We start from the raw sequence: 21,985 nt of genomic DNA, 5'->3' as shown, positions 1-21,985 counted from the left end.
ATTCTGAGTTCTGGAAACCGTGCTGCGTGAGTGTAACGCTGATTCTGAGTTCTGGAAACCGTGCTGCGTGAGTGTAACGCTGATTCTGAGTTCTGGAAACCGTGCTGCGTGAGTGTAATGCTGATTCTGAGTTCTGGAAACCGTGCTGCATGAGTGTAATGCTGATTCTGAGTTCTGGAAACCGTGCTGCATGAGTGTAATGTTGATTCTGAGTTCTGGAAGCCGTGCTGCATGAGTGTAATGCCGATTCTGAGTTCTGGAAACCGTGCTGCATGAGTGTAATGCCAATTCTGAGTTCTGGAAACCATGCTGCATGAGTGTAACGCCCATTCTAGGCCTGAAAAGAGTTAGTAACCATTAACTACCAAGATCCTACCACTAACCAACAAATACATAAACGAATAATAAATAAAGCACAACACTTATTGTTTTGCTTAAGCTATAAAGCTGTTTTTTGGTATGTTTGCAAAAAAATAAAATGCAATACAAACAACAGATTGTAATTTCTATACTCTCATTATTTTTCCTTACCGGCTGTTTTGAGTTTGTTGAAGAAATAGCTATGAATAAAGATGGTTCCGGAAGTGCTGTATTTACAGTCAATTTAAGTCAAAGTAAAACAAAATTGGCCTCTATCATGTTACTTGATAGTATTAACGGATATAAAGTTCCGTCTAAAATAACGATTAAAAATCATGTGAAAGAGGTGGTTGAAAAAATAAAAGCAACCAAAGGCATAAGTAATGTAAAAAGTACGTTGAATTTTGATGAGTTTATAGTGGCTATTTCATGTGATTTTGATAAAGTAGAAACCCTTAATGAAGTACTGGTAAATTTCAGTTCTAAAAAACTGGCACAAGAGATAAAAAAACACAAACACTTTGGTTTTAATAACACGAGTAAAACATTTGTTCGAAGCCACCATTTTAATATTGGAAAAGAATTTCAGAAGACAAAAACTTCAGATAGAGAAATTTTTAAAACAGCGAGTTACACCGGAATTTATCGTTTTGCCTCACCGGTGAAATTATGCGTTAACAAAGAAGCCAAAATAGCAAAAAGCAAAAAAGCGGTAATGTTACGCTTAAATGCGCAAGATATTATTGCTAACAAACAAACTATAAAAAATACCATACAACTGGAAAATTAAAAAGAAAAACAGCTGTATTTCTATATAACTAACAATCTGTGTTAAGTATAAAACACTCAATAAATAAACAAGAATAATACATGAAATGAGCCATTACAAATCTTGATAGTCACAGAGATACTTATTGGCAAATTACATCTGACTAATTAAAAACAATAAAATAAACTAATGAAAAAAACGATAGCTACACTATTGCTGGTAAATTCATTTTTTACACTAAATGCACAAAAACTAGAAACTAAAATACCTAATACGGCAGATGTTGTTATTACCGGAAATGCAGAAAATGTATTTAAGTTAATTAAGTTTTCAGATATAGATTCGAGTGCTATAGGAAAAGAAGTTTTAAAAAAAATAAACAGAAGAAGAGAAGATAAAATTAATTCGGTAGAAAACATTGGTATAGATTTAAAATCAAATATGTACTACTTTTTTAAGAATACAGACAGTGTTTCTTATCACAATATACTACTGCCGTTAAATAATAGAAAACAATACGAATCTACATTAAAAGAGTATCAATTAGAAGATGTTCAGACAGAAAACGGATATAGTTATATATTAGGATCTAGAGAAATTTCTGTTTGGAATGATCAAATGCTGTTAGTTGTTAATGCCAATAAATCAAACAATTATTTTGATGAGCATAAAGAGCGTTTTGAACAACTAAAACAAGAAGAAGAATCAAACTATGCTTTTAAGAAGAGAATAGTAAAATCATGGATAAAGCAAGAAGCTTTAAATATTCTGAATGGCAACTATTCAAATACAGTAAGTACCAATAAAAAATTTCAGGAAAGTAAAAAGAAAAACAGCTCAGCTACCTTATGGATTCCTAATTATGGAGAGCTAATGTCAAACATAATTAGCTCGTACGGAAACAATTTACTACCGGTATCCTACTTAACCTTAGAAGGAGGTAAAAACATATACGGAATAGAGCAGGTAGCTGCCAACGTATTTTTTGAAAAAGGAAGTGCAAGTATTTTGTTAGATATGGAGGTGAGTTCAGGAATGAAAAAAGCATTCAAAAAAATATATAATAAAAAAATAAACAACAAACTTGTAAATAGCTTTAATCATGATAAAGCTTTAGCTTTCTGGAGTGTATCTATGAGTGTAAAAGAAGCCTTAATTCAATATCCTGAATTAGTGAATCAAATGTATGGAGGGCTTATTCCTTCTGTAAAAGAAGAAATTGATATCGTAGGTAGTTTGTTGTCAATTATTTTAGATGAAGAAGCTATTGGAAAATTAATTACCGGAGACGCGCTGTTTGTATTGAATGATTTTGTAGAAAAAGAAGTAAGTTATAAGACGTATGAATATGATGAAGACTATAATCGTAAAGAAGTAACTAAAACTAAAAAAACAGTAGTGCCTGATTTTACGTTAATGATTGGGTCAGAAGAAAGAAAAATATGGGAGAAAATTCTTAAAATAGGACAGAAGCATAAGTTAATCCTGATAAATAACAATGTGTATGAATTTGCTGTTAAAAAAGAATTACCTTTCGATATATATGTAGTGGTAAAAGATGAGGTGTTATACCTCACCTCTTCTAAAACAAATGCTGTTAATTTAGGAGCAGGAAGAACTAATTTCACATCAACAAAGCACAGTAAGTTAATAAAGAAAAATGCCAGTGTTGTGTATGCAGATGTAAATAAAATCATTAACAAAATCCCTAAAAACTACGTAAGTAAGTCTGAAGGTAAAATGATAAATTTTTCAAATGCTAATTTGAAAGACGCTTACCTAAGAGTTTCAAAAGTATGCGGAAGCACCATTTCTACAGAGGTAAAATTAAACACACAAGGAAAAGAAGAAAACACATTAAAATTATTGTTGTCACTTATTAATGAGGTAGCAAAATAAGCTAAATGATAAAAAAAGCGTTATACCTAATTGCAAGTATCATAGCGATTATATTCACGGTTGGTTATTTTAGATACAATCCAACCGTGAATTACGCTAATAAAATACCGGTTTCAGCAGACAAGATAATCCGTATTAATCTACGAGAATTAGAGTTTTGCGCCATTAAAAGTTTTATAAAACACCCTTTTTCTTTTTTTGAGAACACCAACACATCACGCTCTAAAGAAAAAAAGTTAACCTTATTAAATTGCGTTACAATTCCTTCAGATGTATTCTTCTTTAGTTGTCCCGGAAACCTTAAAAATACTTGGATAAGTAGTCGTGTTCAGATAAAAAATAAACAGAAGTTAGAACAGTTTTTTAATCAACAACAAGCGCTTAAAAACCAATATAAAAACAACACGTATTATACACACAACAATAGCACTTATTTAGTACAAGAAAATGAATTAATTGTTTTATTGAGTAAAGATAAAGTAGCTGTTGAAGCAGTGTTAAATAGTGTTGTCAATACTGAAGAGTTTCTGCCTGAAAGTCATAATCTGATAAAGGAATTAAAAAAAGAAGATGCTGTTTTAACGGCAGTTACTAAAAAAGAAGGAAGTATTCAATTGTATATAGAAGATCGGAAACTAAAAGCTGACGGAACATTAGGGGAGTATGAAGAGCTTTTTTTGTCGTATAATGCGATATCTACGTCAAATGCTATAATAAACGTTTCAGGTAAATTGAATCCTCATAAAACAATTGCATTGCTAGATAAACAACAACAAGATAAACTTAAAAAACTAACAACATTATCACTAGATTCTTTAGCTAATTTTTGGAATGGAGAAGTTAATATAACGGTAGCTTCACTAGAAAAGAAACAAGACACAATCATTACGTATGAATATGATGATGATTTTAATAAAATAGAGAAAAAGCAACTACAAACGAGTAGTATACCGGTTTCTGCCACAATGCTTAAAGGAGAGAGAATGTATGATTATTTGCTGGAAAAAGAAGTTGTTAAACAGGTAGAAGAAGAAATGATTTTAACAATCAATCCGTTTTTTAAAACAACCGTGAAAAAAATACCGGACGGAATAGTTTTACATTCAGGGAATTATAAAGAGAGTAGTATTTTAAAAAGAGAAATGAATGAGGTGAAGTTTAAAGCAACGGTTGATGTTGAAAAACTTCAACAAGTTTATACGTTTAAAAATAAATTTCTAACATCTCTGAAAAAAGGAATAGTATCTATAAAATCTGATAATAAATTTAGTGCAGAAATAGAATTTAAAAATAACTCAAAAGGAGTTGCTTTTGAACTTCTTTCTTTGGTAAACTAAATAACGTTAGTTTACCTTTAATATTCATGTTTTTAATGCTTCTCTATTTTTAATAAAGAGCAAAAACAATTGCTGAAAGCGTTGTAATTCCTATTGCAGTTAAAAACATAAAGAAAAAATTAGCTAAACAGAACTTAAAGAAAGTTTTGAAATACCCTTGGTCGTAAAACTTCTTCATAGCCAGATATAAATAAAGAGCAAACAAAGAGAAAAAGATAAAACTTGTGTTTTCAATATTTGCAGGCGTAGCTAAATCCAACAAGAAGAAAATAATTAGCAGTAAGAAAAAAACGGTCTGTACGTGAAAAACAAAAATTAAATGCTCAACATAAGTAAATTTTCTTCTGATGTATATGATTTTAAGTGATAAAGAAAATAAAGGAAGTAAAATAAAAAGAGCAATAGAACCTAAAGATACCATTTGCTGTAAAAACTTAGTACGCTCTTCTTTATCTTGAGCAATTTTGTTAATTATAATAGCTCTGGAGTACCAAAAACGATTAGAAAAATTTTTAGGTAAGTGTAGTTGACTAAGAGCGGCATCCGTTTTAAGTGTTGGATTTACTTTGTTAAATTTTATAAATGTATCTAAAAGTTTATTTCCTCCTAAAAGACTTTCAGTAGCTGTATACTTTTTTGTAATTGCTTTTTCTACGGTAATAGGGTTTTTCTGTGCAGAATCTTTAAGTTTTTTGGCAGCTAAACTTTGTTTATGTTCAATATCTTGAATAAGGGCTTGAGTTAAAGAATCTTTATTAACCGTATCAACATTATTGATAGTTGTTAAGTTAAGCTCAATATTTTCTTCTGATGAAGTTTTTTCATTAAGGCTATTAATCTTTTTGTACGTCTCACTGGCGCTTAACAATAAGAAAAACAGAACGGAAACGGTTAAATAAAATCGAAAAGGATTAGAATAACGATTGCGTTTTCCTGAAATATAATCTTTTGATACCTTTCCAGGGCTTATTAATAAAGGAAATAAGGTTTTCCAAAATTTAGCATCCCACGAAAAAAAACCTCTGAATATTTCATGCATGAAATGTAAAAAAGTAATTCTACTACCTTTGTTTTCTTGACCGCAGTCCGGGCAGAATTTTTCATGCCCGCTAAAAGGATAACCACAGTTTAAACAATCAAGATCTTTTATTGCTAACGCTTTGCTTCTCTTTATCATTAGTTAATTAAGCATAGGAGTTGTCATCAGTTGAAAAGTAGGAATATCTACAAAAAATTCTTCAAGAGTTGTGGTGTCAATCATTTTGTATTTTCCACTCATTGCTCCAATTGATGAAATTAAAAAACAGTTAGATTGATAATTATATTCCTCATTAGGTTTTATCGTTGGCGTTTCTCCTATGACACCTTCACCGCTTACATATTCAGTATTGTTAAGTGAGTCATAAATCACCCAAAAACGCTCTAGTAATTTTACGGTTTGTGAAGAAATGTTTTCAATAGAAATAAAATAACTAAAAGCATAGTAGGTTACATGACCACGATACCTCGTTCCATTGTACTGAGTCTTTACGGAAATCTTAATACCTTTAGTAATTTGTTGAAACATGAAAATAAAAATACTTATAAAATCTGACTTTTTATAGTGTAGAGGTAATTTTCTTATCTGTTTTGGTTAAAAAAACCATTTCCAACTCCTATAACCCGATCGTAAAAACCACCCATAGGACGATAATAAATAATGGCAGTATATTCATTTTCAGTTTCAAAGAAAGAACCTCCTATGTCTTCTAGGTTAATTTGGTTGTTACTGTCAACAAGGGCATAATTGTAATTATAAAATCCCTGTTTTAATAAAATAGAGGCACTGTATGTATTTGAAGAACTATTGTAGGTCATTTTATTTTCTTCAGTTAATTCAAAATTATTAAAAGCACCGTATACATAAACATCCTTGTTAGGGTAAGGTTCTTCTACATACAATGAAAAATGGATTAACGTATAATCAGCTTCAACTCTGGAATCGTTTGTATCAAGCGTATTAATAATGAACTGACCGTTAATATCCGGATTGTAAGTGTAGGGTCTGTCAGCTCTTGGCTCATCTGTAAAAAGATAAGAGTTATATACATCTTTCCTTTCCACTTTAGCTATATTAAGACTGGTACTTCTTACATATTTGGTGTCAAAATTCAAATATTCATTATTACCCGGAAAATTGGTGAGTTGTGTGTGGTTATAAATTAATTGATAAGGTTTTATAAAAACAGGCTGTATATTGGTAATTGCTGTATTCCAATCATTATTTTGTATCAATACTGATTTAATTTCCTGATTAGGATTGTTGATGGTTAAATTAGGGTGGTTAACTCTAAACTGAACAGTTTGTTCTCTGTTACTGTTACTTGTATTTCGGCTTCTGAAAACAGCGACTCCTATAGTAGAAATATCTTCATAAAAAACACATCTACGTGTAAAAATCGTTTCATAATCTCCGTTTAAAACAGAAACTAAATAATTACCACTTTTGGTAATAATAGTATTGTTATTGGGTAAAAAAACAGAGTAATGCGTATAAGGCTGTAAGGTGTTAAATGAGTTGGTGATATCAAAAATAGTGTTTTGTTCAAAACCATCAATGTATTGATTACTGGTTAAATTACTAGGTTTCCAATCATGAGTCATGTGTTCAATCTTATAGTAATATTCCTTACTATCAGCATCTAAATCATCAAAAGACAATTCTAGTACCGTTCCTAATTTAGCTATTGAGCTAAAGTTGCGAACGTTATTTACGGGCCTTAATTGAATACTTTTAATATTTTGAGAATTAAGCGTATTGAAGGTTAAGACAAGAAAAAAGATAAATACGATTTTATTCATAGATAACAAAAATATCAAAATATAAGCCAAAAAAAGGATTTTTATTTAGAATTAATATAAATAGATGAAATAATCAAAGATAAAAAAGGATTTGCTCTAATGTGGTTTTCAAAATTTTTAAATTTGCGTGTTTTTTAAGAAAATCAAATTAATCTGTTACTATGTCAAAAGACATCCGTATTAAAAAGGGTCTGGATATCAGGCTTGTTGGTGAAGCAGAACAAGTAACTACCGAACTTTCTTTAGGTAGTGTTTTTGCAATAAGACCAGATGATTTTCACGGCGTAATCCCAAAAATTTTAGCAAAAGAAGGTACAGAAGTAAAAGCTGGTGAAGCACTTTTTTACAACAAAAGTGATGAGCGTATTTTATTTCCTAGTCCTGTAAGTGGTAAAATTTCTGAAATCGTTCGTGGAGCAAGAAGAAAAGTTTTAGCAATTAAAATCACTGCTGATGGTAAGCAGGAATACAAAGATTTTGGTAAAAAAGATGTTGATGCAATGTCTGGAGAAGAAGTGAAAAATCACTTGTTTGCTTCAGGTTGTTGGCCATTTGTAAAACAACGTCCGTACGACGTGATTGCAAATCCTAATCAAGCACCTAAAGCAATTTTTGTATCTGCCTATGCTAGTGCACCTTTAGCACCTGATTATGATTACTCACTAAAAGGTAAAGAAGCTGAATTGCAAACAGCTTTAACTGCGTTAACTAAGTTAACAACAGGTAAAGTACATGTTTCAGTAGCTAAGAGCTCAACATTATCTCCGTTTAGAGAAATGAAAGGAGTAGAGTTACACAAAGTTTCTGGTCCGCACCCAGTAGGGAATGTAAGTACTCAAATAGCACAAATTGACCCTATTAATAAAGGAGAAGTTGTGTGGGTAGTTACTCCGCAAGACCTAGTGGTAATAGGAGAGTTGTTGTTAACCGGTAAGTTTAATGTTACCAGAACAATTGCTTTAACAGGTTCTCAATTCAACAAACCGCAATATGTTACTGCAATAGCAGGAGCACAAATTGCTGACGTTGTTAAAGGAAATTTAGATGCAGACAATGCACGTATTATAAGCGGAAATGTATTAACCGGAACACAAGTTGCTGAAGATGGTTTCTTAGGATACTATGATAATCAAATAACAGCAATTCCAGAAGGTAATGACTATGAGCTTTTCGGGTGGAATAAGCCTGTGTTTAATAAAGTATCTACCTCTAGAGCCTTAACATTCTCTTGGTTAAACCCTAAGAAAAAATACGACTTAAACACCAATACCAATGGTGAGCATAGAGCTTTTGTAGTAACAGGCTCTTATGAAGAAGTATTCCCGTTAGATATTTACCCAATGCAGTTATTAAAAGCTTGTATGTATAAAGATCTTGATGAAATGGAAGGTCTGGGAGCTTATGAAATTGCACCGGAAGATTTTGCATTAACCGAATTTATTTGTGTTTCAAAACAGCCTCATCAAAAAATCATTCGTGAAGGATTAGATTTAATGAGAGCAGAATTAGGATAAGACATGAGCTTAAAACAAAAATTAGATAATTTTAGAGAAGAACATAAAGATAAAAAGTGGTTCCCGTTATTTAGTGGTTTCCATACTTTTCTTTATATGCCAAAAGAGGTAACGCATGGCGGAACTCATATTAAGGCAGCGGATGATTTAAAACGTACCATGAATACAGTAATTATGGCTTTAATTCCATGTTTACTATTTGGTATGTTTAACGCAGGATACCAACACAATGCTGCTGTAAATGGATACACAGAAGGAATGTCTTTCTTTAGCGGAAGCTTCTGGAATATGGATAACTTTTTAATTGGTTTAATTAAAATTTTACCCCTAGTAATTGTATCTTATGTTGTTGGTTTAGCTATTGAATTTATTTTCTGTATCATTAAAGGACATGAAATAGAAGAAGGTTATTTAGTAACCGGAATGTTAGTTCCTTTAATTGTACCGGTAGATTTACCACTTTGGATGTTAGCAGTAGCAGTAGCATTTGGAGTTGTTATTGGTAAAGAAGTATTCGGAGGTACCGGAATGAACATTTTAAATCCGGCATTAACCATTCGTGCATTTTTATTCTTTGCATATCCAACTTGGATGTCTGGAGATAAAGTATGGGTACAAGGAGCTAGAGAATTAGCAGGAACTGCTGATGCAATTTCAGGAGAAACTATCTTAGGTAGTTTAGCACAATCACAACCATTACATTATTCAGTATCTGATATGTTCTTTGGATTTATTCCGGGATCAGTTGGAGAAACATCAACTTTACTTATTTTATTAGGAGGGTTATTCTTAATTTTTACTAAAATAGGAAGTTGGAGAATTATGTTGTCTTCAGTTATCGGAGCTTTAGTAATGGGATTCATCTTTAACCAAGTTGTGGCAATGGGATGGATTACTGAAACAAGTAAGTTTTACGGATTAATGAGTTTAGATTTCTGGAAACATTTACTAATAGGAGGATTTGCCTTCGGAATTGTATTTATGGCTACTGATCCGGTTACTGCATCACAAACTAATAAAGGAAAATGGATTTACGGTTTCTTTATCGGGTTTATCTCGATTATGATTCGTGTATTCAACCCGGCATATCCGGAAGGAGTAATGTTAGCAATCTTATTAATGAATGTTTTTGCTCCAACAATTGACTACTACGTAGTACAAGGAAATGTGAAGAAAAGAGTAAAACGTTTAAAAGCTAAAACTGCCTAATTATGAGTAAGAAGACAGATAGTAATGTATATACAATATTATTCGCAATAGGAATGGTATTGGTAGTGGGTGCGTTGTTAGCTTTTACAGCATCATCACTTCGCCCTACAATTGACGGAAATAAGCGTATCGAAAAGCAACAAAATATTTTGTATGCTATGGGAGTAAATGAAAATGATGAAACCAGTGTAATTTTCGTTTCAAAAGATAAAGTAGCAGATGAGTTTGCTAAATACATCAAAAAACAAATAGTTATCGAAGGTGATAAAGTTACTGAAGATAATAAAGCGTATTTAATTGATGTTAAAAAACAACAAGCAGCTGCTAAAGAAGGTAAAGTAAGAAAGTTACCTTTATTTATCGGAGAGAAAGACGGAAAAACTTACTACATCGCCCCTATTAGAGGAAAAGGTCTTTGGGATGCTATTTGGGGATATGTAGCTATGGATAAAAACATGGTTGTTCAAGGAGTGTTCTTTGATCATAAAGGAGAAACTCCAGGGTTAGGAGCAAACATTAAACAACGTTTCTTTATGGATGATTTTGCAGGTGAAAACATGATGAAAGATGGTGTATTTAAAGGAATTAATGTAGCAAAAGGAAATGGAGATCCTAAGAACGAAGATAAAAACGATAATGAGGTAGATGCAATTGCAGGAGCAACTATTACTGGTAATGGAGTTTCAGCAATGATTAAATCAGAATTAGCACAGTATGTGCCTTATTTTAAAACATTAAATTAATTATGGGACTTTTATCAAAAAAAGACGCAGCATTAATCAAAGATCCGTTAGCAGATAACAACCCAATTACCATTCAAGTATTAGGTATTTGTTCTGCATTGGCAATTACCGCAGAATTAAAAGCTGCTATTGTAATGGCTATTTCGGTAATGGCTGTATTAGCAATAGGAAATGTTGTTATTTCTTTAATGAGAAACATCATTCCTTCTAAAATTAGAATTATTGCACAGTTAGTAGTGGTAGCTGCCTTAGTAATTATTGTAGATCAAGTATTAAAAGCATATGCATACGAGTTAAGTAAAACCTTATCAGTATTCGTAGGATTAATTATTACCAACTGTATTATCATGGGACGTTTTGAAGCATTTGCTTTAGGTAACGGGCCTTGGAGATCTTTCTTAGATGGTATAGGTAACGCTGCGGGTTATGGTTTAATATTAGTAATCGTAGGATTCTTTAGAGAATTATTAGGTTCTGGTACTTTGTTAGGATATAAAGTGTTAGGTGATCCTATTGAGAAAACAGGATTATATGCTTTAGGATATGAAAACAACGGATTTATGTTATTATCACCAATGGCATTAATCGTTGTGGGTATTATTATTTGGGTACAGCGTTCAAGAAATAAAGCATTAATTGAAGACTAACTTAGTTAGTGTTCATTAAAAAAAAGAAGAATGGAACATATAGAATTATTTTTCAAGTCGATATTTATAGACAACATGGTATTTGCTACCTTCTTAGGAATGTGTTCATACCTTGCCGTATCTAAAAAAGTATCAACAGCCGTAGGTTTAGGGGCTGCAGTAATCTTTGTATTAGCTGTAACAGTACCGGTAAACTGGTTGTTAGATCAATATTTATTACAACCAGGAGCTTTAAAATGGTTAGGCGCAGAATATGCAGATTATGACTTAAGTTTCTTATCATTTATCATGTTTATTGCTACAATTGCAACCATGGTACAATTGGTAGAAATTATTGTTGAAAAATTTGCACCGGCATTATATAACTCTCTAGGTATTTTCTTACCGTTAATTGCAGTAAACTGTGCAATTTTAGGAGGGTCGTTATTTATGCAATCTCGTGAAATTCCAACGTTAGGATTATCATTCGTATATGGTATCGGTTCAGGAATCGGATGGTTCTTAGCTATTTTAGCAATTGCAGCTATTCGTGAAAAAATCCGTTACTCTCAAGTACCACCAGCCTTAAGAGGGTTAGGTATTACATTTATTACCACAGGTTTAATGGCTATCGGATTTATGAGTTTCGGAGGTATGTTAACAGGAGGTGATGATGCCGGAAAAAAAGAAGAGAAAGCTACGACTACTTCTACTGTAGTGAAAGAACAAAAAGTTGAAGAAGTTATTGAGGTAGAGGTAGAAGAGAAAAAAGAAGAACCTAAGAAGGAAACAGAAGAATTAGCTAATAACACTAAAGAAATTACAGAATAATGGTATTTTTAGAAGTAAGCACAGCAGGAACAGTTGCTATTACAGTATTAGCGTTTTTAGCGGTACTTTTAGTATTAGTAGCTTTATTATTATTTGTAAAGCAAAAGTTGGCACCGTCGGGTCCTGTTAAAATTACAATCAATGGTAATAAAACTATTGAAGTACCTTCAGGAGGAACGTTGTTATCAACTTTAGGTAATGAAAAAATATTTTTACCATCAGCTTGTGGAGGTGGAGGATCGTGTATTCAATGTGAATGTCACGTAAATTCAGGTGGAGGTGAAGCTTTACCAACAGAAACACCACACTTTACTCGTAAAGAATTACAACACGGTGCTCGTTTAGCATGTCAGGTTAAAGTAAAACAAGACATGGACATTTCAATTCCGGAAGAAATCTTCGGAATTAAGAAATGGGAAGCAGTAGTAGTACGTAACTATAACGTAGCATCATTTATTAAAGAATTCGTAGTAGAGATTCCAGAAGATATGAACTATAAAGCAGGAGGGTATATTCAAATTGAAATCCCACCTTGTGAAATTAAGTTCACAGATATGGATATTACAGCGCACCCTGAAGAGCACGAAACTCCAGACAAATTCCAAGAAGAATGGGATAAGTTTAAGTTATGGCCTTTAGTCATGAAAAACCCAGAAACAGTTGAGAGAGCATATTCTATGGCTTCTTATCCAGCAGAAGGACGTGAAATAATGTTAAACGTTCGTATTGCTACTCCACCGTTCGATAGAGCTAAAGGAGGATGGATGGATGTAAATCCGGGAGTTGCATCTTCATACGTATTCTCAAGAAAAGTAGGAGATAAAGTAACTATTTCTGGACCTTATGGTGAGTTCTTTATCAATGAGTCTGATGCAGAAATGTTATACGTAGGTGGAGGAGCAGGTATGGCACCAATGCGTTCTCATTTATATCACTTATTCAAAACCTTAAAAACAGGAAGAAAAGTATCATATTGGTACGGAGGGCGTTCTAAGCGTGAATTATTCTACTTAGAGCACTTCTGGGCATTAGAGAAAGAATTCCCTAACTTCAAATTCCATATAGCTCTATCAGAGCCATTACCGGAAGATAATTGGAAAGTGAAAGAAAATATTGATGCAGAAGGAGACGGTTTTATTGGGTTTGTTCATAACTGTGTTATAGAACAGTACTTAAGTAAACATGATTCTCCGGAAGATATTGAATTATATTTCTGTGGGCCACCATTAATGAACAAAGCGGTAGAAAAAATGGGACAAGATTTTGGTATCCCAGACGAGAATATACGTTTTGATGATTTTGGAGGATAAAAATCATAGTAACAAGATTAAAAAAAACCGATACATTGCTTTGTATCGGTTTTTTTATGCTTTATAAAGAATCGTTTATAAACAAAATTTAACCGTTTGGAAATTTTTTTTTAATAATTAGATTGTTATTTTGGATATTTGTAATGTAAATCCCGATGAATTGTCCTAAATGTAACTCTTTTGTTATAAAAAGAGTGAAAAGATCCTTTTTAGAAAAATTATTTACATCAGCCAAAAAGTATAAATGTGGTAAGTGTAAAAAACTATTCTTCAAAAAAGAAAAGAGCTAAACGTATTGTATAAAACCACCCAAAAAGGGTGAGAGAGTGGAGTAGTATTTTAAATAATTTTGTATAAAGAAAACAAAATATATATGAACTGTCCATGCTGTCAATCGGTATACATTAGAAGAAAAAGAAGATCCTTATTACAAAAACTTCTATTTTCGAGTAAAAAATTTAAGTGTCTTAATTGTAGAGCTACATTTTTATATGTATCACTTTTAAATAAAGTAGTTAAGCTTTCATCATAAGAACGTAAAAGTATTTCTATTCTAAAAAATAGAAACCGTACCTTTGTGAAAATTTTATAAGAATGGTTTCTTTTCAAGATTTAGATTTATCAAATCCGTTATGTAACTCTATAGAAGAACTTGGATTTACAAACCCAACTCCTATTCAGGAGGAGGCTTTCCCTATCGTAAGATCAGGAAAAGATATGGTAGGTATTGCACAAACCGGTACAGGTAAAACATTTGCGTATGTATTACCAATACTGAGAGATTTAAAGTTTTCAAAACAATTACATCCAAGGGTGCTTATTTTAGTGCCAACAAGAGAATTAGTAGTACAGGTTGTTGAGGAAATAGAAAAATTGGCAAAGTATATTACTGTACGCGTTTTGGGGGTGTATGGAGGTGTAAATCTAAATAGACATAAAGAAGCAGTTGTACAGGGAGCAGATATTTTGGTAGCTACTCCGGGTCGTTTATATGATTTAGCAGTAAGTAATGTTCTTAAATTAAAATCAGTACAAAAACTGGTAATTGATGAAGTAGACGTAATGTTAGATTTAGGGTTTAGGTTTCAGTTGTTAAATATTTTTGATTTACTGCCGGAACGACGCCAAAACATTATGTTTTCTGCAACTATGACTACTGAAGTAGAAGAGTTGATTGATGATTATTTTATAGCTCCTCAAAAAATAGCTATAGCAGTTAGTGGTACACCTCTAGAAAATATAGACCAAACAGCCTATAACATTCCTAATTTTTACACTAAAATAAACTTACTGAAAGAATTATTATTTAATAAAAGTGAGTTTAGTAAAGTGTTAGTTTTTGCACCTAATAAACGTAATGCGGATAGAATTTTTAATTTAATAGAAGAAGAGTTCCCAGGACAAGTTTGTGTGATACATTCGAATAAAACGCAAAATTATCGTTTGCGATCTATAGAAGAGTTTAATAATGGAAACCATCGAATTTTAATAGCAACAGATGTAATCGCCAGAGGATTAGATTTACAGGAAATAACACATGTAATTAATTTTAATCCAACAGATTATCCTGAAAATTATATGCACAGAATTGGTAGAACCGGGCGTGCAGAACGAAAAGGGAAATCTATTTTATTTGCCACAGAAAAAGAGCAAGAAGCTAAAAAACAAATTGAAGCGCTAATGAATTATACTATTCCGTTATTAGAGATACCGGAATATGTAGAAATATCAAAAGAGTTAACAGATGAAGAGCGACCTAAAGAAGATAGGGAGCAGTCAAAAAACAGAACATCACAAGAATATGTTCCCGGTGACGCTTTTCATGAAAAGAAAGAAAAAAATAAAAAGGTTAATTTAGGAGGTTCTTATAGAAGAGAGATTGCTAAAAAATATAAAAAGCCTAAGACAAGAGGTGATAAAAACTTTAATAAGCGTAAAAAGAAAAAATAAGTAATGCATATACTTACGGAACAAGAGTTGCATAACTTGGGGATGAATATAGCTGGAAAAAAGCTGCAAAAGATGGGATATGAATTTGTAGCGGTAAATAGTACTCTAAAAAAACATCCTCAATTCGTTTTATTTAAAAAAGGTGAACCTACAATTTTTGTTTTGGTAAAAGTTACTAATAATATACAAACACCTCAAGAATATGATGTTTTATGGATGGAAACATTTAAAGAACATGCTAAAAAACAAAATGCTAAAGTATGGTTTGCGGGTATTGGAATAGCAAATGCAGAAAGTATTGAACTTCCTGTTTTTAAAGATAAACCTTATTATATTGCTTTTGAGGATTTTATAAAAATCTTATAGAAGGGCATTACCAATTATGTAAAATTTTATAAGAACTATAATTAATTTCTTACCATTTATATAAAAAGTTTACTAAAAAAAGTAAAAAAGGGGAAAAACCTGATGATTATCAATTAGTTGTGTATTAAATTTGTACTGGGGAATTTAATAATTAATAATCATGGAAAAAAAATTACTTAAGGGGATTCAAAACCTTTTTAAAAACTTATCTTTTATTTTAGCTGAATTCGGTAAAGCTGCGGGATACGCAATTAATCACTAAAAAGATACAAAAAGGTTTGAAGGAAAACACTCGCTTTAACGTTAAAGCGAGTGTTTTTTTATTAGCTTTATTGCATGAAAGAGTTGCTTACAAGAATACGGAGGTGTGATATCTGTAAAAATGATATACAACCAAGGCCTGTGGTTTTTGCCAGTGAAGCCTCAAAAATATTAGTAGTAGGTCAGGCACCCGGAACAAAAGTACATGCATCTGGTATTCCTTGGGATGATGCTAGTGGCAAACAGCTTAGAAAATGGCTTAACGTAACTCCTGAACAGTTTTATGATACATCTAATTTTGGAATTATTCCTATGGGTTTTTGTTACCCCGGAAAAGGAAAGTCGGGCGATTTACCGCCAAGAAAAGAGTGTGCTCCACAATGGCATGATTTACTGCTAGAAAAAATGCCGGATATTAAATTAATATTGTTAATAGGTATATACGCTCAAAACTATTATTTAAAAGATAAAGTACTTAAAACGTTAACCGATACGGTAAATAACTATAAAAGCTATTTGCCGGAGTATTTTGTATTACCTCACCCATCTCCCAGAAATCGATTTTGGTTAACTAAAAACCCTTGGTTTGAACAACATGTAATAGTTGAATTACAACAAAGAATACATCAAATAATAGAAAAGAAATATTGAGCTTAATTAATATTTATGAGCTAGAAATGCCGGTTTTCACCTTTTATAAAAAAACTTAATGATGCATTAAAAAACATTGCACCATTAAGTTGCTTTTAAAAATTTAATGAGCCTCCAACCAATTCTGTCCAATTCCGATTTCTACTTCTAAAGGAACGGATAAAGTAAAGGCATTTTCCATTTCTTCTTTAATAATTGGTTTGATAATCTCTAATTCATCTTTATGTGCATCAAAAACTAATTCATCATGTACCTGTAATAACATTTTAGATTTGAAGTTTTCTTTTTCAAATCGATGATGAATGTTAATCATGGCTAGCTTAATAATATCAGCAGCACTACCTTGTATAGGAGCATTCACGGCATTTCGTTCTGCTGCACCCCTTACAATGGCATTTCGTGAATTAATATCTTTTAAATAACGTCTTCTGTTTAATACGGTTTCAACATAGCCATGTTCACGAGCAAAATCTACCTGTTTAGAAATATAACTACGAAGTTTAGGATAGGTCTCATAATAAGCATCAATCAAGGCCTTAGCCTCTTTTCTGTCTAAAGAAGTCTGATTACTTAAACCAAAAGCAGAAACCCCGTAAATAATACCAAAATTAACTGTTTTGGCATTGCTTCTTTGTTCTCTTGTAACTTCTGTAATAGGTACTTTAAATACTTTTGAAGCTGTAGAAGCATGAATGTCTTCACCATTTTTAAATGCTTCAATCATTGTTTCTTCTTCACTTAAGGCAGCAATAATTCTAAGTTCTATCTGGCTATAATCGGCAGCTAATAATACGTATTCTTCATTTCGTGGAATAAAAGCCTTACGAACTTCTTGTCCTCGCTGTGTTCTGATAGGAATGTTTTGTAAGTTAGGATTGTTTGAACTCAATCTACCTGTGGCCGCTACTGCTTGTGCATAAATCGTGTGTATTCTTCCTGTTTTAGGGTTAATTTCACCCGGAAGCGCATCTACATAAGTACTTTGTAGTTTTTTATATTGACGATATAATAAGATATCAGCTACAATTTTATGATCGTTGGCTAAATATGATAATACATCTTCTGCTGTTGAATATTGACCTGTTTTTGTTTTTTTAGGTTTGTCTATCAGTTTTAACTTTTCAAACAAAATAGGTCCTAATTGTTTTGGAGAAGCAATATTAAACTCTTCTCCGGCCTGTTCGTAAATGTTTTGTTCAAGTTGAAGTATATCGGTAGTTAAATCTTTAGATAAAGATTTAAGAAAATCCGTATTTAAATTAATACCTTCAATTTCCATGGAAGTTAGCACAGAAACTAATGGTATTTCAACTTCATCAAACAGTTTGGTAACATTACCGCTTTCAAGCTCTTTAGTAAAATGCTCTTTTAGCTGAAAAGTAACATCAGCATCTTCAACCGCATATTCAGTTTGCTGAGGCAATTCAACTTCTCGCATTGATAATTGGTTTTTTCCTTTTTTACCAATCAATTCAGTGATAGAAACAGGTTGGTAGTTTAGGTATGTTTCAGCAAGAACATCCATGTTATGACGCATATCTGGGTTAATCAGATAATGCGCAATCATAGTATCAAATAATTTTCCTTTTACTTTAATATGGTAGTTTGAAAGTACTTTGATATCGTATTTTAAGTTGTGTCCTATTTTTTCAATAGTTTCCTCTTCAAAAAAAGGAATAAACTCATTAATAATTTGTTGAGTTTCTTCTTGGTTTTCCGGAAAAGCTACATAATAACCTTTACCAACTTCCCACGAAAAAGCAACTCCAATTAATTCAACTTCCAGCGCTTTTAATCCTGTAGTTTCTGTATCAAAACATACAGAGCTTTGTTGCAATAATTTTTTAAGTAGTAATTTTCTACCTAAAGGAGTGTCAACAACCTGATATAAATGATCAGTTGTGTCAATAGTTCTAAAACCAGTGTTGATTTCTTCTTTTGCTAAAGGACCACTACCGGGAGCAGCAAATAAATCGAACTGCTGAGAGGCAGAAGTAGGAGATGATTTTTGTGAAGGATTTTCTGTAGAGGTTTGCTCACTTGCTATGTCAAACGTTTTTTTGAAGTTATCAGCAAGTCTTCTAAATTCTAATTCACTAAATATTTCAATGGTTTTATCTATGTTTGGCTGCTCAAAAATAAGTTTGTCTTCTTCTAATTCAACCGGAACATCTAGTATTATAGTAGCCAGTTTTTTAGAAAGTAAACCTAACTCTTGATTAGCTTCAATTTTTTCTTTCATTTTGCCTTTTAGTTCATGAAGGTTTTCAAACAGTCCTTCCATGCTACCATAAGTAGCAATAAACTTTTTGGCGGTTTTTTCTCCAACACCTGGTAATCCGGGAATATTATCTACAGAATCCCCCATCATTCCTAAGAAGTCAATTACTTGTTCCGGGTTTTCTACTTCAAATTTAACTTTCACTTCCTCAACACCCCATTTTTCATAACCATTTCCCATTCTTGGCGGGCGGTACATAAAAATGTGTTCAGAAACTAATTGGGCATAATCTTTATCCGGTGTCACCATATAGGTGTCAAATCCTGCTTTTTCTGCTTTCTTGGCTAGAGTTCCTATAATATCATCAGCTTCATAACCCTCTTTCACTATTACAGGAATTTTCATGGCTTCTAATATCTGTTCAATGTAAGGAACGGCAATTTTTATAGCTTCAGGAGTTTCCAATCTGTTAGCTTTATATTCCGGAAAAACTTCAACACGGTCAACGCTTCCTCCTTTATCAAAACATACAGCCAAATAATCTGGTTTTTCTCTTTTAATAACATCTAAAAGAGAATTGGTAAAACCTAAAATAGCTGAAGTGTCTAATCCTTTTGAGTTTATTCTGGGGTTTTTAATAAAAGCATAATATCCTCTAAATATTAATGCGTATGCATCCAGTAAAAAAAGTCGTTTTCTATTTGCCATTTTTGATAAAGCCTGTTAAAAATTAATTAGTTTAAGGCTACTTAAAATCAAGTAACCTTGAAGAAATTGTAGCATGTAAAGCTACGAAACTTTAACAAGAAGTTAAAAATTGATTTTTATATTTAGCGGTATCTTTACATGTTTTTTAAAAATAGAATTATGCCTCGTTGGTTTTTTCCCTTACTTATAATATCTGTAATTATCATTGTTTTTGAAACATATGCTTTTCAAACGGTAAAAGTCCTTACTAAAAATAGAATAATTCGTTACGGGTGGTTATTGATAGGAGCAGTTGCTTATCTTAACTTTTTCTATGTAATATTTTCATCAGACCGAAGTTCCGGACAAACCAGACAATTTCAATGGGCAGTCGGAATTTTGTTGTTAGTATTATTACCTAAGTTAATCATGGTTCTTTTTATGCTTGGAGAAGATGTGGTACGTTGGGTTAAAAGAGGAATTTCATTTTTTTCGACTGAAGAAACTAAAAGTTTAGAAGGGAGAAGAAAGTTTATATCGCAATTAGCTTTAGGCCTAGCAGCAATACCTTTTGCAAGTTTGTTGTATGGTATTTTTAAAGGAAAGTATAATTATAAAGTGCTTAAATATCAGCTAAGTTTTAAAGATTTACCGGAAGCTTTTGATGGTTTTACCATTACTCAGATTACAGATATTCATTCAGGAAGTTTTGATAATAAAGAAAAAATAAGTTATGGAGTTGATTTAATCAATCAACAAGAGTCTGATGTTATTTTGTTTACCGGTGATATTGTAAACAATTTTGCACACGAGATGAACGATTGGATAGCTGTTTTTTCTCAATTAAAGGCACCTATGGGTAAATATTCTATTTTAGGAAACCATGATTATGGTGATTATTCCACTTGGAAGAGTAAAGAAGATAAAGTAGCCAATTTTGAAGCTATAAAAAACATCCATCCTACCATTGGTTTTGACTTGTTACTCAATGAACATAGATATCTTGAAAAAGAGGGTCAAAAAATAGCTTTAGTAGGTGTTGAAAATTGGGGGAAAGGATTTAATAAAGCAGGTGATTTAAAAAAAGCTTCTGAAGGCGTAAATCAAGAGGATTTCAAAATTTTAATGAGCCATGATCCTAGTCATTGGGAATATAAGGTAAAAAAAGACGATTTTAATTATCAGTTAACATTAAGCGGACATACGCACGGTTTACAGTTTGGTATTGAAATTCCTGGTTTTTTTAGATGGAGTCCGTCTCAATATGTTTACAAACAATGGGCTGGTTTATATGAAGAAATGGGGAGGTATATTAATGTAAACAGAGGTTTTGGTTATCATGCTTTTCCGGGTAGGGTAGGAATATGGCCTGAAATAACAGTTATAGAATTAAAAAAAGCCTGATTTTTCTTGTTTTTAAAGGTTATTTAATATTTTAATAACAAAAAATTACTATTTTTAGACGGTTTATAGATAAATATTGTTTTTTATGACAAAATTTGGTGAAATTATAGGCATCAATAAACCCGTGTTGATAGATTTTTATGCGGATTGGAGTGAGTCTGAACCTAGTTTAGACACCTTACGTGATGTAGCTGCTGCTTTGGGTGATAAAGCTAAAGTAATTAAGATTGATATTAGAAAAAATGAAATTTTAGCTGAAGCATTACGTGTTAAAGGAAACCCAACATTTATGATTTACAAAAACGGGGAAATGAAATGGCGTCAAACCGGAGAGCAAGACGCAAATACTCTTATAGGTTTAGTGCAGCAATACGTTTAAGGTATCGCTTTAAATACATAACCTTGTTTAGACAATTCATCTAAAACCACTGGTAAGGCAAAATAAAGCTTCTCTTTAGCTTTTATGCTGTCGTGAAAAACAATAATACTTCCTTTTTTTGTATTCCTAAGCACGTTATTTAAACAAGTTTCTTTAGATATACTTGTGTCAAAATCAGCAGAAAGTACATCCCACATAATTATTTTATACCCTTTACGAATGAGATGAGAACTTTGCGTTCGTGTAATTTTTCCGTAAGGCGGTCTGAATAGTTTTGTTGTTGGTTCTTGAATGAAATGTTCAGCTTTTTCAATATTAGAAAGATATTCACTTGCGGTTGTTTTCCATCCGTTTAAATGATTGTGAGTATGATTACCTATGCTGTGTCCTTCTTTGTTGATTTGCTGAAAAACGGAAGGATGTTTTCGAACATTATCACCAATACAAAAAAAGGTGGCTTTTGCATTGTAGGCTTTAAGTTGTTTTAAAACAAACTCAGTAACTTCCGGAATAGGACCATCATCAAAAGTTAGGTATACAACTTTAGTATCAGAAAAAAAAGACCACGTATATCGTGAAAATAAATTCTTGATAATACGTGGTGTTTTTATAAAGTATAACCTCATT

The 21,985-nt window shown here is 32.1% G+C and carries 19 protein-coding genes; 14 read left to right on the top strand and 5 right to left on the bottom strand.

What is annotated here, in order from left to right; translation table 11 throughout:
• Positions 1-478: 478 nt before the first annotated feature.
• From ACQY1Q_RS07920 to ACQY1Q_RS07910, 3 genes are all read left to right on the top strand, one after another.
• Complete coding sequence (locus ACQY1Q_RS07920; RefSeq protein WP_431004764.1) at positions 479-1,150, top strand: hypothetical protein; 672 nt, start codon at positions 479-481, stop codon at positions 1,148-1,150.
• A gap of 168 nt (positions 1,151-1,318) precedes the next feature.
• Positions 1,319-3,028 carry a hypothetical protein gene (locus tag ACQY1Q_RS07915; protein ID WP_431004763.1) on the top strand — a complete coding sequence of 570 codons (1,710 nt, stop codon included), beginning with the start codon at positions 1,319-1,321 and terminating at the stop codon, positions 3,026-3,028.
• A gap of 5 nt (positions 3,029-3,033) precedes the next feature.
• Positions 3,034-4,365 carry a hypothetical protein gene (locus ACQY1Q_RS07910; RefSeq protein ID WP_431004762.1) on the top strand — a complete coding sequence of 444 codons (1,332 nt, stop codon included), beginning with the start codon at positions 3,034-3,036 and terminating at the stop codon, positions 4,363-4,365.
• A 49-nt stretch (positions 4,366-4,414) separates the two neighbouring features.
• On the opposite strand, the gene ACQY1Q_RS07905 is transcribed toward ACQY1Q_RS07910, so the two are convergent.
• Genes ACQY1Q_RS07905 through ACQY1Q_RS07895 form a run of 3 tightly spaced genes read right to left on the bottom strand, consistent with a single transcriptional unit; the run spans position 4,415 to position 7,206 of the window.
• Entirely contained in the window at positions 4,415-5,542 is a 1,128-nt protein-coding gene (locus ACQY1Q_RS07905) for a DUF3667 domain-containing protein (protein ID WP_431004761.1), read from the bottom strand.
• Between the two features lie 3 nt (positions 5,543-5,545).
• Positions 5,546-5,932 (bottom strand): Co2+/Mg2+ efflux protein ApaG, encoded by a 387-nt coding sequence (apaG, locus tag ACQY1Q_RS07900; RefSeq protein ID WP_431004760.1) that lies wholly within the window; start codon positions 5,930-5,932, stop codon positions 5,546-5,548.
• A gap of 53 nt (positions 5,933-5,985) precedes the next feature.
• A complete protein-coding gene (locus ACQY1Q_RS07895; protein ID WP_431004759.1) occupies positions 5,986-7,206 on the bottom strand; it encodes a DUF5103 domain-containing protein in 1,221 nt (406 codons plus the stop codon).
• A 161-nt stretch (positions 7,207-7,367) separates the two neighbouring features.
• Between ACQY1Q_RS07895 and ACQY1Q_RS07890 the strand changes: the two genes are divergently transcribed.
• The 9 genes from ACQY1Q_RS07890 (at position 7,368) to ACQY1Q_RS07850 (ending at position 16,667) form a co-directional block, all read left to right on the top strand.
• Entirely contained in the window at positions 7,368-8,720 is a 1,353-nt protein-coding gene (locus ACQY1Q_RS07890) for a Na(+)-translocating NADH-quinone reductase subunit A (protein WP_431004758.1), read from the top strand.
• 3 nt (positions 8,721-8,723) lie between these two features.
• Positions 8,724-9,929 carry an NADH:ubiquinone reductase (Na(+)-transporting) subunit B gene (locus ACQY1Q_RS07885; protein WP_431004757.1) on the top strand — a complete coding sequence of 402 codons (1,206 nt, stop codon included), beginning with the start codon at positions 8,724-8,726 and terminating at the stop codon, positions 9,927-9,929.
• Between the two features lie 2 nt (positions 9,930-9,931).
• Positions 9,932-10,672, top strand: a complete 741-nt coding sequence (locus ACQY1Q_RS07880; protein WP_431004756.1) for a Na(+)-translocating NADH-quinone reductase subunit C — start codon at positions 9,932-9,934, stop codon at positions 10,670-10,672.
• A 2-nt stretch (positions 10,673-10,674) separates the two neighbouring features.
• Positions 10,675-11,319 (top strand): NADH:ubiquinone reductase (Na(+)-transporting) subunit D, encoded by a 645-nt coding sequence (locus ACQY1Q_RS07875; RefSeq protein WP_431004755.1) that lies wholly within the window; start codon positions 10,675-10,677, stop codon positions 11,317-11,319.
• A gap of 30 nt (positions 11,320-11,349) precedes the next feature.
• On the top strand, positions 11,350-12,129 hold the full coding sequence (gene nqrE, locus ACQY1Q_RS07870; RefSeq protein WP_431004754.1) for an NADH:ubiquinone reductase (Na(+)-transporting) subunit E: 780 nt from the start codon (positions 11,350-11,352) through the stop codon (positions 12,127-12,129).
• Positions 12,129-13,439 carry an NADH:ubiquinone reductase (Na(+)-transporting) subunit F gene (nqrF, locus tag ACQY1Q_RS07865; protein WP_431004753.1) on the top strand — a complete coding sequence of 437 codons (1,311 nt, stop codon included), beginning with the start codon at positions 12,129-12,131 and terminating at the stop codon, positions 13,437-13,439. The genes nqrE and nqrF overlap by 1 nt, the downstream gene beginning before the upstream one ends.
• A gap of 594 nt (positions 13,440-14,033) precedes the next feature.
• Positions 14,034-15,389 carry a DEAD/DEAH box helicase gene (locus ACQY1Q_RS07860; protein WP_431004752.1) on the top strand — a complete coding sequence of 452 codons (1,356 nt, stop codon included), beginning with the start codon at positions 14,034-14,036 and terminating at the stop codon, positions 15,387-15,389.
• Between the two features lie 3 nt (positions 15,390-15,392).
• A complete protein-coding gene (locus tag ACQY1Q_RS07855) occupies positions 15,393-15,755 on the top strand; it encodes a Na(+)-translocating NADH-quinone reductase subunit F (protein WP_431004751.1) in 363 nt (120 codons plus the stop codon).
• Positions 15,756-16,091: 336 nt separating this feature from the next.
• Positions 16,092-16,667, top strand: coding sequence for a uracil-DNA glycosylase family protein (locus tag ACQY1Q_RS07850; RefSeq protein ID WP_431004750.1), 576 nt, complete (start codon positions 16,092-16,094; stop codon positions 16,665-16,667).
• A gap of 103 nt (positions 16,668-16,770) precedes the next feature.
• Here the strand turns inward: ACQY1Q_RS07850 and polA are convergent, their stop codons facing one another.
• Positions 16,771-19,596, bottom strand: coding sequence for a DNA polymerase I (polA, locus tag ACQY1Q_RS07845; RefSeq protein WP_431004749.1), 2,826 nt, complete (start codon positions 19,594-19,596; stop codon positions 16,771-16,773).
• Between the two features lie 159 nt (positions 19,597-19,755).
• Here polA and ACQY1Q_RS07840 point away from each other — a divergent pair, with 159 nt between their 5' ends.
• Together ACQY1Q_RS07840 and ACQY1Q_RS07835 are read left to right on the top strand one after the other, a co-directional pair.
• Positions 19,756-20,979: a metallophosphoesterase gene (locus tag ACQY1Q_RS07840; RefSeq protein WP_431004748.1), complete on the top strand. Its 1,224-nt coding sequence runs from the start codon at positions 19,756-19,758 to the stop codon at positions 20,977-20,979.
• An 85-nt stretch (positions 20,980-21,064) separates the two neighbouring features.
• Complete coding sequence (locus ACQY1Q_RS07835) at positions 21,065-21,358, top strand: thioredoxin family protein (RefSeq protein WP_431004747.1); 294 nt, start codon at positions 21,065-21,067, stop codon at positions 21,356-21,358.
• Here ACQY1Q_RS07835 and ACQY1Q_RS07830 read toward each other — a convergent pair.
• Entirely contained in the window at positions 21,355-21,984 is a 630-nt protein-coding gene (locus ACQY1Q_RS07830; protein WP_431004746.1) for a polysaccharide deacetylase family protein, read from the bottom strand. The two genes, ACQY1Q_RS07835 and ACQY1Q_RS07830, sit on opposite strands and share 4 nt — an antisense overlap.
• Position 21,985 lies beyond the last annotated feature (1 nt).

It is taken from the genome of Tenacibaculum sp. TC6 (assembly GCF_050606265.1).
Classification (GTDB): domain Bacteria; phylum Bacteroidota; class Bacteroidia; order Flavobacteriales; family Flavobacteriaceae; genus Polaribacter.
Note: the sequence above shows the minus strand (reverse complement) of the source record. Positions and strands in the feature narration are given on the sequence as shown.

Excerpts from the sequence above, each read along its gene's own strand:
- ACQY1Q_RS07920 (WP_431004764.1), top strand. The coding sequence starts at position 479 with ATGCAATACAAACAACAGATTGTAATTTCTATACTCTCATTATTTTTC.
- ACQY1Q_RS07915 (WP_431004763.1), top strand. The coding sequence starts at position 1,319 with ATGAAAAAAACGATAGCTACACTATTGCTGGTAAATTCATTTTTTACA.
- ACQY1Q_RS07910 (WP_431004762.1), top strand. The coding sequence starts at position 3,034 with ATGATAAAAAAAGCGTTATACCTAATTGCAAGTATCATAGCGATTATA.
- ACQY1Q_RS07905 (WP_431004761.1), bottom strand. The coding sequence starts at position 5,542 with ATGATAAAGAGAAGCAAAGCGTTAGCAATAAAAGATCTTGATTGTTTA.
- apaG (WP_431004760.1), bottom strand. The coding sequence starts at position 5,932 with ATGTTTCAACAAATTACTAAAGGTATTAAGATTTCCGTAAAGACTCAG.
- ACQY1Q_RS07895 (WP_431004759.1), bottom strand. The coding sequence starts at position 7,206 with ATGAATAAAATCGTATTTATCTTTTTTCTTGTCTTAACCTTCAATACG.
- ACQY1Q_RS07890 (WP_431004758.1), top strand. The coding sequence starts at position 7,368 with ATGTCAAAAGACATCCGTATTAAAAAGGGTCTGGATATCAGGCTTGTT.
- ACQY1Q_RS07885 (WP_431004757.1), top strand. The coding sequence starts at position 8,724 with ATGAGCTTAAAACAAAAATTAGATAATTTTAGAGAAGAACATAAAGAT.
- ACQY1Q_RS07880 (WP_431004756.1), top strand. The coding sequence starts at position 9,932 with ATGAGTAAGAAGACAGATAGTAATGTATATACAATATTATTCGCAATA.
- ACQY1Q_RS07875 (WP_431004755.1), top strand. The coding sequence starts at position 10,675 with ATGGGACTTTTATCAAAAAAAGACGCAGCATTAATCAAAGATCCGTTA.
- nqrE (WP_431004754.1), top strand. The coding sequence starts at position 11,350 with ATGGAACATATAGAATTATTTTTCAAGTCGATATTTATAGACAACATG.
- nqrF (WP_431004753.1), top strand. The coding sequence starts at position 12,129 with ATGGTATTTTTAGAAGTAAGCACAGCAGGAACAGTTGCTATTACAGTA.
- ACQY1Q_RS07860 (WP_431004752.1), top strand. The coding sequence starts at position 14,034 with ATGGTTTCTTTTCAAGATTTAGATTTATCAAATCCGTTATGTAACTCT.
- ACQY1Q_RS07855 (WP_431004751.1), top strand. The coding sequence starts at position 15,393 with ATGCATATACTTACGGAACAAGAGTTGCATAACTTGGGGATGAATATA.
- ACQY1Q_RS07850 (WP_431004750.1), top strand. The coding sequence starts at position 16,092 with ATGAAAGAGTTGCTTACAAGAATACGGAGGTGTGATATCTGTAAAAAT.
- polA (WP_431004749.1), bottom strand. The coding sequence starts at position 19,596 with ATGGCAAATAGAAAACGACTTTTTTTACTGGATGCATACGCATTAATA.
- ACQY1Q_RS07840 (WP_431004748.1), top strand. The coding sequence starts at position 19,756 with ATGCCTCGTTGGTTTTTTCCCTTACTTATAATATCTGTAATTATCATT.
- ACQY1Q_RS07835 (WP_431004747.1), top strand. The coding sequence starts at position 21,065 with ATGACAAAATTTGGTGAAATTATAGGCATCAATAAACCCGTGTTGATA.
- ACQY1Q_RS07830 (WP_431004746.1), bottom strand. The coding sequence starts at position 21,984 with ATGAGGTTATACTTTATAAAAACACCACGTATTATCAAGAATTTATTT.